Raw genomic sequence first — 13,231 nt, forward strand, 5'->3', positions numbered from 1 at the left:
AGGCGGGCTGCGTGCCCGCCGAGTCGTGGACGACCCGCAACGCCTGCCACATGCGACGGGGAAGGTCGTCACCCGAGTCGGTGTCGTCGCGAATCCGGACCTTCGACAGCTGGCTCGGCCCCGTTCCGCTGCCAGATTCCGAGGCAGACGAGCAGGTCACTGATCCGCCACTGATCTGCCCACACTTGAGGATCAGTCGGGTCGAGCCCGGCGTCGATGAGCGATTGTGCGTCGATCGATTCGCGTCCCATACCGGGTTGGACGGGGTCGACGAATCGGAGGTTCCGTGCGGCGATGTGACTGTCCGCTGTTTGACCTCGAATCAGGGCCACAACGCAGACGTGTTACCTCGCGGCCCCCGCCGGTTCGGAATGAACACGGGTTCAGCGGTTACCGGGGTAGTTGCGCGCGCATCGGGCCGGTCGTGAGATTGACCCACACCTGCGCGGCGTGTCCGGCGTGGCCGTTTCGCATTCTGTTGACGGCACCGGTCGCGTAGGCGGTGATGTCGTCGGGGCCTACCAGATGGATCCGTGGGGTGGCGATCGCGGAGGCGGTGCCTGTCACGTGGGCGACGGTGTACGTGCCTCGGTCGTCGTGGGCGCCGGGGGCGTAGATGACGAATTGGTCGCCGGTGATGGTGTTCTTGACCTCGTAGATCGGTTCGAGCGCGGCCGTCGTAGTGATCGGAGGCGTTGTATTCGTGGGTTCGGTCATGGTCTCGTGTCCTGTCGGTCGCTGGCTGAGCGGGCTGGTTCCGGGTGCCCGTGCTCCAGGTGGTCGCGAAAGTGCCGGGGTCACAGACATTTTCGACTGTTTCCCGGCACTGGCCCGAGCGTTATTCAGGTAGTGGCTCGCTGGTATCGGCCACACCGTCGCCGTCGTTCGGGACGCTGGCGGCGGCCACGTCCGCCTCGATGTGCTCGTGGAGCCGACGTCCACCGGCGGTGCGGAAGTACTCGACGAGGTAGTCGATCTCCCAGCTGTTGGCGCATTCCCGGCAGATTGTGATGCCGTGGTTGCATTTGTTCGGTTCCATGATCAGCAGGCGACCCGGCTGGTCGTCGGCGTCGCGGAGCTGTATCGACACGTAGGCGTTGCCGCTGAACGCGACGCCGACCTTGATCGCCCCGGTGTCGTCGTGTCCTTGGGTGTCTCTCATGACATGCATGCGATGTCCTCCTATTCGAAGCTGGTGGCGAGGTGGTGTTGGATTTCCTCGGCGGTGAGTAGCCCGGAATCGAGCACGTCGTCGAGGAATTCGTTGAGGTAGCCGAGTTCGGAGTCGAGGTCCTGGGCATCGCCTGCCAGAGGTTCGTCGAGGTCGGGAAGGTTGCCGTCGTGTAGGGCTTCTACGATGTCGGCGATCCGACGGGCGAGAGCCTCGGCCTGCTCTGCGACCTGGTTGTGTCGTCGGCACATCAGCGTCACCGCGCCGTCGCGTTGGGCGTGCTCGAAGGCCCTCATCCGGTCGCGCCATTCCGGTGACGGGTCGCCGTCGGCCGGTATCAGCGTCCACGGTGGTACGCAGTAGCGTCTCAACTCGTTGTTGTCGGAGGTCTCGACGACACATTCGGCGATGCCGTCGCGGGTGTGTAGGTATCGGACCACGCCGCGCCGTGCCCGGTTTTCGCGGCCGGTCACCTCCTCACCGACCCGAATCGGGCATGCGGCCTCGAGTGTGGTGTGCGGGTCGTCCGTGGTTGGCGGTCTGTTGACGGGCGTGGGGTGTGCGGTGGGTGGGGTAGCGCTCGTCATCGTGGTTCTCCCTGTTCGGTGTGGTTGGGCTGGGTGGGGTGATCGGGTCGGTTGGTGGTGGGTGCTGCCCGGGGCGCGGTGTGCCACGCCCCGGGCGGCGGGTGGGTTGTCAGGCGGCGCGTACGGCGGCGGTCGCGGCGCGGCCGATGGCGTGGGCGGTAGCGGCAGGGTTGGCGATGGGGTGCAGGTTCGCCCCGGCCAGCGGTGTGGGTGCGCTGCCGCTGGTGGGTGCCAGCCACAACACCGCGCACCCGGCGGCGCGCAGCCTGTCGAGGCGCTTCTGCGCCCGGTTGCGGTTGTCGCCGCTGTAGTGCCCGTCGGAGATGATCACCAGCAGCCGGGTCGCCCCTGGACGGGACAGATCGAGGGCACCGTCGAGGGCCTCGATAGCGATGTCGATGGCGTGCAGGTAGTCCGGGCAGCCGAACTCGGTGACCTGGGTGGGGGCGGTTCCGGGGTAGGTGACCGGGGTGACCGACGCGCCGAAAGTGACGGTCGCGGTAGCGGCGGGCATGGTCGCCAACTCAGCCGCGCGGGCGATGATCCACGCGGCAGAGGCGACCGGGTCGGCGTAGGCCTTCATCGACGAGGACACATCGCAGGCGATCCCGACCCGCAGAGGCGGGGTGGGCGCGGTTTTGCGGGTGGTGCGGGTGAATGGTTCGGCCGTCGGTATCGCCCCGGCGGCGCGTTGGGCTTCCCGGGCGAGTGCGCCGCGCATCCGCAACCGGCCCGGTGGTAGCGCGGAGGTGGTTTTGACGGCGTGCCGTTCGCGGGTGCTGGCGGTGTTGAAGGCGCGTGCCAGCACCCGCGCGGCGGCGCGTTCGTCGGGGTGCGGTGTGCGGGTGGTGTGGGTGCTGGCGGTGGTGCCGCTGCCGGTTCCGTTGCCGAATACTGCTTGGGCTTGTCCTGCCGCACGTTGGGCCGAACGGGCGGCGGTGCGGCGTTGAGTAGCGGCGGCCTCGGCCGGGTCTGTCTCGATCGGTTGGGCGGCTACGGCCTTGGCGATATTGGCGATGGTGTCGTTGATCGCGGCCGATAGTGGCGAGTTCGGTTCCGGGTCGGCGTGGGGGTCGGTGCCGATGATGTCGAGCCACTGCTGGCCGAGTTCCATCATGGTGGCTACGTCGTCATCGGCGACGGTGTGCGCGCGCTGCCAGATCGCGCGCAACTTCTCGAGGGTGTCGGTGCCGAGGATGGCCTCGATCGCGCTGGCGGCGGGTGCGCATTCGGTGGCCTCGAGGATGCCGCCGTCGACCCGGCCCAACACCAGCGCGGCGTTGTGGGCGGCGGCATACGGGGTGGGTGGTATCTGGGCGGCGGCACTCGCGCCGCCGTTGTCGCCGATCACGATCTCGGTGGCGGCGGCGCGTAGCCAGTGCCGGTCGTCGGGGCGGCGGCGGATCTGGGCGGCCTCGATGCGGGATTCCTCGAGCAGCATCGCGGCCTCGACTACGGCCGGGTTGGCGATCGGGGGCGGTTCCCAGGCCGAATGTTTGGCGTGGCCGCATTCGTGGACGAACGCGCCCCACACGGCCGCATAGCGGGCCCGGTCGGTGTTGCGGTCGGGCCGGGCAGTGACCGGGTTGATGCCGAGGCGGGTGCCGTCGATTTCGATGGCGGCGCTATGGGGCATGAACACCGCCGGGTGCCCATGGGCGGCGCCGGGGGCGATCGTGACGACCAGGTCGTCGCGGTCGGCGATCGACGGGGCCTCCTCGGTCAGCGCGGCCGAGAGCTTGTCCCATCCATCGGCGGTGGGTGGCGGTGCGGGGGTGGTGGTCGGGTCGGCGATCAGATGTCCGGTCATCGCGAGCAGTTCCTTTCGGGCAGAGGGCGGCCGAGGTGGGGGGTGGCTAGGTGCCGATGCGGGAGCCGAGCGCCAGCGGCTCGAGGCGGGTGCCGAACACGGCGCGCACCACGTCGGCGACGATGAGCCGGTCGTCCTCGGGGGCGGCCCCGATCAGGTTCGCGGCGGCGGTGGCGGTGTCGGTGGCGATGGTGATCTTGGCGAACGCCAACAGCTCGCGCAGCTGGGGTGCCCACCCGATCTCGCCTTTGGTTTGCCGGGCTGCCAAGTTGCGCGCCACCCGCACCGCCTTCGCGTCGACCCCCAACTGCTGGGCGAGGTCGTAATCGCTACCCACCTGTACCTGGAACGCGAACCGCGAGGCGAGCGCGTCGGACAGGATCGCCCCGTGCACGCCGGGGTTGTGTCCGGCCACGACGAAGAACCCCGGCGCGGCGGTCACGATTTCGCCACCGTGGGCTTTGATCACGATCTCTTTGCGGCCGTCCATGGCCGGGTACACACACGAGAGCACGGTCGGCGCGATCAGGGTGGCGTCGTCGATGAACAGCACCCGGCCCTCGCGCATGGCCCGGACCAGCGGCCCGTGCACGAACACGAAGGTGCCGTCCGGGTTCTGGGTGTACTCGCCCACGAAATCGGCGACCGTGGTGTCGCCGTCGCCCTGCACGGTCAGCAGGTCACCGTAGGCGGCCTCGATCAGCGAGGTCTTGCCGGTTCCGGGCGGCCCGTACAACATCACCGGGACCTCGTGGTTGCGCATCGTGCACAACACGTCGACATCGGCGCGCCCCGCCAGCTTGCGCAGGTGGTACTGCTGCCCGTTGGGTCGGGTCACCGCCGAACCGGTCCGGGCGGGTGCCGGGGTGGCCGTCGTCGCCGGGGTGGCCGTGGTGGTGGCCGTCGTCGGGGCGGCCGGGGCTTTGCGTGCCCGGGTGGGCCGCCGGGTGGCGGGGGCCGCTGCCGGGGTTGGGGTGGGGGTAGCGGGGGCGCCGGTCGCTGCGGTGGCGGTGTCAGCGTTGGCACGGTAGCGGACCGGTTTGGTGTTGGTTTGGTCGGCGTGTCCGGCGGCGGCGAGGGTTTTCATCGCGTTTCCGATCGCGCCGGATGAATGGCCGGTGAGTTTCGAAATATCGCGGGGGCTGTATTCGGTGGTGGGGTTGTCGGTGAGCACTTTGGCGACCATGCGGCGCAACTCACCGTTACCCAGACGGTTTTTCGGTGCGGGTGCCGGTGCGGTGGGGGTTGTCATCTCGTCTCCTGGATTGTGCGAATGTCGCGCCGTGTCAGGTTGAATCCTGACATAAGGGTGGCGCAGTCGGCATTTCGGATTGGTCGGTAATTCGTTTCCCCGGGGTGTAGGTCGACGCTATCTCGACTCATCTCCGAAATTCAACCCGTTTCACAATCTTTTTCTACGAATTTCCGCAGGTCAAGGCAACAATTGCAGGACAGGCAGTTTAGGAATTGAACTGAACAAGCCACGTCGCACGCGAATTCGGCCGGCACAAGATGAAATGTATTGAACGACAAGGAGGGGGGACCACAAGGAATATGAGGGAGGGATGAACATATTGAATTGGTCGAAATAATCTAGAGGCTGCCAGGTAGCTGGTGACCGCCGGGCGGGGGCCGCTCTCATGTGTTTTTGTTGTTCCCTGGGGGTAATCCGGGAGACGCACCCGGCGGAAATACATGTCCCTAACTGGTCATTTGCCGAACTAGCCTGGGGCGATTTGACCGCCCCACCGGATGCCCCACCGAGCGCCCCACGCAACGCCCCACCCGACGACCGATCAACAAACACCTTGTTCCAGGCGCGGCGCCCGACCGAATCCAACGGCCATGCGATCGCCATTCGAATAGTCCGAAATCAACCCGAATTCCCAGCCGAACAATAGAAACTAGACCGCAGCTATTCGCGCCAAGGCGGCATAAAAACCATTCGCCGTTTACAGTTAGTCCAACGATATCAGCCGTTAAATAAACGGTACATCGCGGTCACCGTGAACACAATTAGCAGACCAGCGCACACTTTTTGTATGACTCATCGCTGCACCTCTTCCGAGAGCACGTCTTCGGTCGCCGTTCACGCTGACGAGCGCTCGCCCGACGAGTTGCGCTCGCCTCGGATAGCCGAGTGGAACGATGACCGGGAGTCTGCGCTGCGGAATTCACCCGTCTCGGCGGCACACAAGATTTCGTTGGACTCAATGCGGGGCTTGCTGTTGCAGCTTTTGCGCGAGCTGCCGTGTCTCGGGAGTGAGTTCTTCGTTTATCTGCGCGAGTTTGTGTGCGAGCAGGCTCATGGTCCGTTCGATTGCGCTGTGTTCGCCGAGCCGCGCGTGTAGACGCAGAATGTCGCGCCAGAGCATTTCGTTGAGGGGGTCGTGTTCGAGGGCGGTTTCGAGCAGATCCAGGGCGTGGCGGGGACGCTGGTCCACCGAGGCGGCGGCCAAGGCGCCGACTGCGGTGATGGTGTCGCGGCGAGCGGCTTCGCGGATCGGCGCGACCCAGTGCGCGGTCAGGTCGGCGGCGAGGACTCCGCGGCGTGCGGTGTCGAGGATGCCGTGGCACGCGTCGGCGGATTGGGTGTCGGTGCTGGTGTGGCGTCGTTGCCGCACCGCCTGCGCGAAGCGCTGGTAGTCGCTGGTGATCGTCGCCGGATCGAGTTGGTAGCGGTGGTGGTCGGCAGTGAGCAGGTGCGGTACCGCACCGTCTGTGGCGGCGCCGATGGCGTTGTTCAGTCGGCTGAGCGCGGTGTGGAGTGCGTTGACCGGACGGGCCGGGCACTGCTCGCCCCACAGGTCAGCGATCAGGGTTTCGCGGGTCATCCCATCGGGGTGCAGCACCAGCAGGGTCAGTAGTTCGCGTGCCCGGGGTTGCAGGCGCGCGGTGATGTCGACGTCACCCTCGCCCGGGTTCCACGACACACGCAGCGGCCCGAACACCTCGATTGCCAGCGGCGAACCGGGCAGAGCTGATCGGTCCATGGGCGACGCGTCGAGCGCGGGCTCCGGGGAATCTGTCGCTACCTCGGCGGCCGGTTCGTCGGTGTCGGTGATCTCCAGGCCGAAGTCATCGTCAGGGTTAGTGACCGTCGTGGTGTCGGTGCGCGAGCCTCGGAGGGCAGGTGCTTGGTGCAGCGGGTACACGCGAGGGATGTCCTTGCTCGCGCAGGTACCGCGGCGGCGCCACCAGGACGCCAACCTCGGTCGGGGAGCCAACCCTCGACTCGAACCATGCGGAGCCGGTGCCAGGCTCAGCTGACTGTGCAAGGCCGCGGTGACAACGCGGGCGGAGGCTTCCAAGCTGCTGTGGCCTCGCCTGCGGGGCGGGTCGGTGCCCAGCAAGGCTTCGGCGCCGCGGCGGTCCAGGGGAAGTCGTCCGAGCACAGGCACGCCGAGCGCAGTGGTGAACTCGTCGGTGTGCTCGGATCCGACTATGAGCACCGCACGGCGCCGGCTGCCGGCGGTGACCTCACGGATCCGCCGGCCGGTGTCGACGGGATCGGTGAGGTCGCTGTGCACGACGACGATGAGGACATCGGCGCCGGCGGTGATCGGCGCGGCCGGGGAACTCGGGTCGGCGACGCCACAGTCTGCGATCACCACCAGCTCCGCCAGCCCCGCCGAGGTCGCTGTCGGTGCGGTCACCGGCACTGTCAGCGTCGCGGCCATGGCGGCGGGCTTATCGGGTGCGGCGAGGAATGCCACCCCCGAGGGCAGCCGCTGCACGTGCTCCCACACCTGGGCCGCGACTGCCGCGCCCGGTGAGTGTGTGGCGGCAGCGGCGAGGCTGACCAACCCGCGCTCGGGATCGGCGTCGGCGAGTTGGGCGAGTTGTCCCCCGGCGGGATCGGCCTCCACGACGATCGCCGGTTCAGCGCCTGGCCACGCGTCGGCGAGAGCGACCGCGGTGGTGGTCACCCCAGTACGAGAACTCAGTCCGGTGAGTGCGATCAGCACGGTCACCGCCCCCTTCGGATTGCGGATTGGTCAGGCCTACTCGGACACGATCGCGGTGATCACCGAGTGCCAGTCGAGTTGTGTGGTGGAAATCCGTTGCCGCCACACAGTCGGCGGCGCGCCCGGACGGGTTTCGGTGATCTCGACCGAATACAGGCCAGAAGTCAGGATCTGGATTCGGGCGCAGTAGGTCGTGCCCGGCGGCGCCGAGTCGATCCCGGCCTGGATGGTGGACGCGTCCGAGACGGCGGCTTGAGCGGCGACGACCTCGCGGGCCAAGCCGCCGTCGCGGGCGTGGTAATAGGCGGCCTCGAATGCCGCGATGGCAGCCACGCCGGTCACCGGCCGTAGCGGTCGCGGTCCGGCCGTAGCGATCGCGGCCTCGATCGTGCCGGGCCCGCAGTCAGCCGTGCTCCCGGTGACCACCGGTTGGCCCGGTCGAGGTTCACCAGTGGTCATCGGCGGAGCGGAGATGGCTATCGGGACATCGACCATCGAGTCGGCGTCGCCGATGCTGGCCACCACCGTGGTCGTGGCCACCCCGGCGGCGGTGACCGCCGCCAACACCACGCCGCCCAGAACGGCGCGTGCGCGACGGACCGGACTGGTCCGGCGCAGCGGCCCCAGACACCCTCGCCCGACTGTCGTACCCACAGCGATCGTCGCGGTGAGCCATTCGGCCATACCGGTCGGGGGCGCCTCGTCGAGCTCGATGTATTGGTTTTGTTGCTCGGGCTCGCCATGCGGGTCGATTGTCATGACCATCTCCCCTTCACGATCAGCCGAGCGCGGGCGGCCATTGCGCGAGCACCTCACCCAGCACCTGCGCGGCCTGGGGATCGACTGCCGCGACCACGTCGGTCACCTGTTCGCTGAGCACCGCCGCTACTTCCTGGACGAGCGGGTCGCTGGCCACAGCCACCACGTCCTCAACGAACGGCTCGCTCACCGCCGCGATGTCGTAGACGATCGGCTCACTCGCCGCCTCCACTTCCTGAATCAGCGGCTCGCTGACCACAGCCACCGCCTCCTGAACCAGCGGCTCGGACACCACGCCCTCGACGGCTTCCGGCAGCGCGACGGTGTCGGCTGCGACATCGAGGACCGCTTCCACGTTCAGGTCCGTGAGTCCGCCTTGGTCACCGCCGTCGACGTCGGCAGTAGCCTCCGGTGTCTGCCACTGCGGCTGCGGCAGTCCCGCACCATCGCCATACGCAGGCTGCGCACTCGCGATCGGCTGCGGCTCGACCACACTGTTCTCGGTGACGTCGTAACCGGTGGGCGGTTGCGGGGCACTCACATTCACCGGGGGCGTCGCTGGCTCGACAAACATCTGCGGCTCGGTCACCACCGGCTGTGAGGGGGCTCCCTGCGGCACGACTACCAGCGGCGGCTCGGCAACTGCCTGGGGCATCGGCGCCGGTTGTGGCTCGACGATCACGGCTGGTTCGGGTGAGGTCGGGGCCGGGGCCGTGTTTTGGCTGGGTTCCGGGGTGTCACCCAGGTCGCCGGGATGAATGCGGTTCGGGCCGACCGGACCTGGTGTGTTCGGAACGGCGGGCCCGGGCGCACTTACGCCGGGCTGTCCAGGTCGTGGATCCGAGATCACGCCGGGCTGTCCGGCAGGGCCGGCATACGCGGCCGGGGCCGCGAGCACCGCTGCTGCCAGCGGAGCCAGCGCGGCGATCGCCAGCCGCTGGTTCGCGCTAGGACCGAAGCCGGGCAACCACCGGTGTCGGCGAGACTGCGGGCGCGGTACCGGTGCGGTCGAGGCGATGACGCCACCGAACGCCGGTCCGCGTAACACCGTCCACATCGATCCGTCATGCAAGGCCCGGGCGTGGACCGCGCGAACGTCGAGCCCTTGCCCGTCGAGGTAGTCCACGATCACCCGAGCGCGACCAAGCACTGGACTGGCCAAACGAGACGGCACGACGGCGACGACCACGGCTCCGTCGACGCCGTGCCAGCGCGACGCGGGAACATCCTGGTCCAGGCGGGCGACCGACTCGCAACTCATCACCCGCCGACCCCGCAACCAGATCACCCAGATCCCGACGCTGGCCTGGCGCCCACCGGCAGCGGCACGCGAGGCCGCCACCACAGCGGTCCCGACCGTCGCGGCGTCGCAGCGGGTGTTCATCGATGGAGAAGTCATAGCTTTCCTCGCTTCCGATTCGGCACAACCAGGTGCGGCGACTGCTCCACCCAGTCATGAGATACATCACTCAACGTATGTATGTTTCTCGAATCTTTCAAGAAGAAAACTATAAGAAATTGCTGGATCGTCGCTTTGAGGTTGCGCAGTAGCGACTTTCACGAAGTTTTTGGGTACAGTTCTAGGCATGGGAGCCCATGACGAGTTCTTCGCCCGGGTGGTACGCGAGCGGCGTCAACAGCTGGGCAATCTGACGATGCCGGAAGTGCGCGACCGTGGCGGACCAGCTGTCCCGCTCCAGGGACATGCCGACCGCTGCGAGCTGGCAACCAACGTGCGCCCCAGCACGTTCACGAAATTCGACACCGGTCTCGGCTGGGAACCCGGATCAGCGCGCGCCGCGTACTACGAAGGTCGACAGCCGGTCCCTGCCGATTCGCCACCTCTGGCCACCGGTGAACGCGGGGTGATGATCGGCCTCGAGGAACTGTTGCCGCTACTCGAGGCGCAGCGGTTCATCCACACCGCGCCCATCACCGAGCTGCCGAAAGCGACCGCTCAGCTCGACGCCGCGATCAGCGGCATCGTCGGCCCGTTCGTCACCGGCATCCTCGAAGCCAACCGCGGCACGGTTCACCCTCTCCTCGAGATCGCCTTCGGCGAGGCGCTCGACGCGCCGGTCTCCCCCGACGACCCCGCCGCCACCGAAAAGCTGTACCGGCGCTGGCTCATCGGACGGGCCGTCGACCTCGACGACCCAACCCGGCAGTCGTTCGAGCAACGGTTCCAACAACGAAGCCACCCCACGCGCTGACATTCAACGTGCGCACCCGGGCCCACCTGCGGTACACAGCAGTCCCTGGCGACCATGCGACGAGGCTGCGCGGCGGAACACCGGACGAGGGTGAGGCGAGGCTACGGATCACATCAAATCTGGTGCCCCACAGTGCTATCCGCTACATATCGCGCTAAGGTCGGCGAGAACAAGACCGTGACAAACCGGGGGGAACCGAATGTCCGAGTCCGACTGGCGCGCGTATGCAGGAAACGCGTTGACCGCCGCCATCGTGCAAGACCCTGGAACCGCGGGACTTCAGGTCTCGAAGCTGTTCCTCTGCGATCGCGCCCACGAGGCTGCGATCGCGCCCACGAGGCGATCATTCAGGCGTGTCTGTTCTGGATCGATACCCTGTTCTCCGTCATACCGCCGCCACCGCCACCAGTCGCACCCAACCTCGACCTCGCCAGTACCGCTGATGCCCAATGGGCTGCCAGGCTCATGGCCGCACGGGCGAACGACGATCCCGCTGCCGCCGACGAACTCTTCGCCGAAGCAGCATCCGACATCGACACACTGATGGAACGAGTGGGATCACTCGTAGTCGCGGTCGGAATTCAACTCCGACCGCACGCTACGTTGACACGGATCGACTAACGGTCGACCGTTGCCACGCAAGGCCATGGAAGTCCGGCTCGCGAATCGATGTCAGGCCACACTCGTTCCAGATGTGACGCACCGAGTCCCGGGCATACGCGCAGCGCGGCGTCGTTGTCAGTGGTTGTCGGTATCTTCTCCGATACAGGCCAGGCACGGCGCCTCCTGCGACGACCAGGAGGATGCGATGGCGAAGGTGACGATCAACCAGAAGGCACTGCGAGACCTCGAGCAGAAGCTGTCGGCGAACGTGCAGGTGCCATTGGAGGGCACTGAGTCCGATGCAATCGCAGCGGTGAAACGCCAGTACAAGCAGGCGACTGGCATCGACCTGCCGACCCAAACAGCACGAGACCTAGTGCGTCAGGCCAGGAAATCCTGAAGTCTTCGTTCTACCCTGCGTTGCGCCTCCGCCCGAAGCCCGGCATTCGCTGACTTCGATCACAATCGGCCCGAAGCGGCGCCGAGATCGCGGATCAATTCCAGCACCCGCAACATATCGGTCTGCGCTGCCGCTAGATCGTGCGTCCCGTCATCCTGGACGAGGAACCCAGCAGGCATTCCGAAGTGCTCGGCCACCGCAGCGAGCACCGCCGAATCGCCGGCAGCCTCGTGGGTATCGGCGCGCAGTGCCGCGATCTCACTGCCGCTGATCGGCCTGTCGAGCACACCGCTGACCGCCGCTGCGACATCGGCATTGGATTCCTCGTCGCCGCCTCGCGGATGACCCGCGGCGAACAACTGATTGAGTTTGATGCTCACGCCCGCGCCGATGTCCCTCGCGCGTGCACGTTCTTTCGTGGTCGACATCGTCAGCACTCCCCGGTCGCCTGGATGAGAACACGCTCGGCCATCGATAGCTCGAGCGTTTCATCCGGCGTCCGTCAGAGACTGGTACCGGGCAGCAGAGCTATTAACCCCTGCCAACACGGTACCCGACCGTACGGTGAGGCTGTTGTCCCTGGCCAGTGTTAGTTTTCGTCCACAGCGTCGAGTCCGGGGTGCCCGTTATCGGTGGGAGAGACCGGGTCGGGTTCGTCGGAGTAGCCGACCAACCGCATCTGGATCAGCGCGAGCGCGGGCCCATCGTCACCACCCCGGACGATCGCGCCGCTGCCGTCGACGACGACCCAGCCCCCACCACGACGCCGCAACCGGATGCCGTTCACCACCGACGATTCCGTTCTCCCGGCGAAGGTCTCGGCTGCGGAGGCGAAGATGCGTTGCACGTCGTCGGGGTGTGGGGTGTCGCGATTGTCGACCTGCCCTTTCCATTGGACTTCGGGCAACGGGTCGGTGATCCACCGCAGCAACCGCATCTTGGCCAGGTCGACCAGCGCCATGTGGACCTGCGACATCCGTGGAATCGCCGCCAGCGCAGCCGCTTCCAAGCTCATCGCCGCCGCCGACTGCGAGGTCTCGAACAACAGACCACGCCACCGATCCGGAAGCTGCGCCACCATGACCACGTGGCCAGGACGTTTCTGCTCACCGACCGTCGTCGTGACAGCACCAGACCAACTCGCCGCGGGCTCCGGCGACAGCAAAGCCCTGATCAACGCCAACCCGTCCACCGGCTCGAGGAATCGGAAGATCTCCGGCGCGGTCAGACTCGACCGATCCGACCCGTTCGTCAGACCGGGGATCTCGGCGAGGCGCTCACGCGAATCCCAGGTGAACGCGAACGCCGACACAGGCTCGCGCTCCGGTCTCGCCGCATCGTTCCCCAGCCACACGTGCACGCCATGAAGCACCTTGCCCGGGCCGATCACCGGCACCAGCCGGGCATGGACCGTCTGACCATTGCGCAATACTCGTTCTGAGGCAGCCATTTCGGGGTGGGTGCGCATCTCGGTGATCAGCGTTTCGAGCCACTCCGTCGCCTCCCGTGCCGGGGCTCGACCGGATGCGATCCGGTCCTGCACGACTCGGTCCAACGAGGTTCGTTCACGGGCTTGATGATCGCGCGCGACGACACCGAGCCTGCCCGGCTCCAGGGTTTCGACCAGCGTCCATCCATGTGCCGACATCGCGCCAACCCCCGAGGTGTTGGTCCTCCATGGTTGAGCCCTACACCTTTATCGTAGAGCACCCATATTCCA

General features: G+C 66.9%; 12 protein-coding genes. 2 read left to right on the forward strand and 10 right to left on the reverse strand.

The features are described from left to right. Positions 1–390: 390 nt before the first annotated feature. From ACFXKN_RS04495 to ACFXKN_RS04530, 8 genes are all read right to left on the reverse strand, one after another. A complete protein-coding gene (locus ACFXKN_RS04495; protein ID WP_379432393.1) occupies positions 391–717 on the reverse strand; it encodes a hypothetical protein in 327 nt (108 codons plus the stop codon). Positions 718–838: 121 nt separating this feature from the next. After that, complete coding sequence (locus tag ACFXKN_RS04500; protein WP_379432394.1) at positions 839–1,171, reverse strand: hypothetical protein; 333 nt, start codon at positions 1,169–1,171, stop codon at positions 839–841. Between the two features lie 11 nt (positions 1,172–1,182). Beyond that, positions 1,183–1,758 carry a hypothetical protein gene (locus tag ACFXKN_RS04505; protein WP_379432395.1) on the reverse strand — a complete coding sequence of 192 codons (576 nt, stop codon included), beginning with the start codon at positions 1,756–1,758 and terminating at the stop codon, positions 1,183–1,185. A gap of 109 nt (positions 1,759–1,867) precedes the next feature. Next, positions 1,868–3,568: a VWA domain-containing protein gene (locus ACFXKN_RS04510; protein ID WP_379432396.1), complete on the reverse strand. Its 1,701-nt coding sequence runs from the start codon at positions 3,566–3,568 to the stop codon at positions 1,868–1,870. Between the two features lie 46 nt (positions 3,569–3,614). Continuing rightward, positions 3,615–4,820, reverse strand: a complete 1,206-nt coding sequence (locus tag ACFXKN_RS04515; protein ID WP_379432397.1) for an AAA family ATPase — start codon at positions 4,818–4,820, stop codon at positions 3,615–3,617. 958 nt (positions 4,821–5,778) lie between these two features. Then, entirely contained in the window at positions 5,779–7,542 is a 1,764-nt protein-coding gene (locus ACFXKN_RS04520) for a BTAD domain-containing putative transcriptional regulator (protein WP_379432398.1), read from the reverse strand. Positions 7,543–7,572: 30 nt separating this feature from the next. Beyond that, the gene (locus ACFXKN_RS04525) at positions 7,573–8,295 is read right to left on the reverse strand and encodes a hypothetical protein (protein ID WP_379432399.1); all 723 of its coding nucleotides are present in this window, start codon (positions 8,293–8,295) and stop codon (positions 7,573–7,575) included. A gap of 19 nt (positions 8,296–8,314) precedes the next feature. Continuing rightward, the gene (locus ACFXKN_RS04530; RefSeq protein WP_379432400.1) at positions 8,315–9,694 is read right to left on the reverse strand and encodes a hypothetical protein; all 1,380 of its coding nucleotides are present in this window, start codon (positions 9,692–9,694) and stop codon (positions 8,315–8,317) included. Between the two features lie 187 nt (positions 9,695–9,881). Here ACFXKN_RS04530 and ACFXKN_RS04535 point away from each other — a divergent pair, with 187 nt between their 5' ends. Then, complete coding sequence (locus ACFXKN_RS04535) at positions 9,882–10,508, forward strand: hypothetical protein (protein ID WP_379432401.1); 627 nt, start codon at positions 9,882–9,884, stop codon at positions 10,506–10,508. Between the two features lie 808 nt (positions 10,509–11,316). Further along, positions 11,317–11,511, forward strand: a complete 195-nt coding sequence (locus tag ACFXKN_RS04540) for a hypothetical protein (RefSeq protein WP_379432402.1) — start codon at positions 11,317–11,319, stop codon at positions 11,509–11,511. A gap of 59 nt (positions 11,512–11,570) precedes the next feature. Here ACFXKN_RS04540 and ACFXKN_RS04545 read toward each other — a convergent pair whose 3' ends face one another. Next, positions 11,571–11,939, reverse strand: a complete 369-nt coding sequence (locus ACFXKN_RS04545) for a hypothetical protein (RefSeq protein WP_379432403.1) — start codon at positions 11,937–11,939, stop codon at positions 11,571–11,573. A 161-nt stretch (positions 11,940–12,100) separates the two neighbouring features. Continuing rightward, positions 12,101–13,159 carry a GAF domain-containing protein gene (locus tag ACFXKN_RS04550; RefSeq protein ID WP_379432404.1) on the reverse strand — a complete coding sequence of 353 codons (1,059 nt, stop codon included), beginning with the start codon at positions 13,157–13,159 and terminating at the stop codon, positions 12,101–12,103. Positions 13,160–13,231: the final 72 nt, after the last annotated feature.

This window comes from Nocardia sp. NPDC059195, from assembly GCF_042754695.1.
In the GTDB taxonomy this organism is placed as follows: Bacteria; Actinomycetota; Actinomycetes; order Mycobacteriales; family Mycobacteriaceae; genus Nocardia.

Bases quoted from the DNA above. Each gene is read 5' to 3' on its own strand.
- ACFXKN_RS04505 (WP_379432395.1), bottom strand. From the start codon at position 1,758: ATGACGAGCGCTACCCCACCCACCGCACACCCCACGCCCGTCAACAGA.
- ACFXKN_RS04515 (WP_379432397.1), bottom strand. From the start codon at position 4,820: ATGACAACCCCCACCGCACCGGCACCCGCACCGAAAAACCGTCTGGGT.
- ACFXKN_RS04530 (WP_379432400.1), bottom strand. From the start codon at position 9,694: ATGACTTCTCCATCGATGAACACCCGCTGCGACGCCGCGACGGTCGGG.
- ACFXKN_RS04525 (WP_379432399.1), bottom strand. From the start codon at position 8,295: ATGACAATCGACCCGCATGGCGAGCCCGAGCAACAAAACCAATACATC.
- ACFXKN_RS04545 (WP_379432403.1), bottom strand. From the start codon at position 11,939: ATGTCGACCACGAAAGAACGTGCACGCGCGAGGGACATCGGCGCGGGC.
- ACFXKN_RS04550 (WP_379432404.1), bottom strand. From the start codon at position 13,159: ATGTCGGCACATGGATGGACGCTGGTCGAAACCCTGGAGCCGGGCAGG.
- ACFXKN_RS04510 (WP_379432396.1), bottom strand. From the start codon at position 3,568: ATGACCGGACATCTGATCGCCGACCCGACCACCACCCCCGCACCGCCA.
- ACFXKN_RS04540 (WP_379432402.1), top strand. From the start codon at position 11,317: ATGGCGAAGGTGACGATCAACCAGAAGGCACTGCGAGACCTCGAGCAG.
- ACFXKN_RS04500 (WP_379432394.1), bottom strand. From the start codon at position 1,171: ATGCATGTCATGAGAGACACCCAAGGACACGACGACACCGGGGCGATC.
- ACFXKN_RS04535 (WP_379432401.1), top strand. From the start codon at position 9,882: ATGGGAGCCCATGACGAGTTCTTCGCCCGGGTGGTACGCGAGCGGCGT.
- ACFXKN_RS04495 (WP_379432393.1), bottom strand. From the start codon at position 717: ATGACCGAACCCACGAATACAACGCCTCCGATCACTACGACGGCCGCG.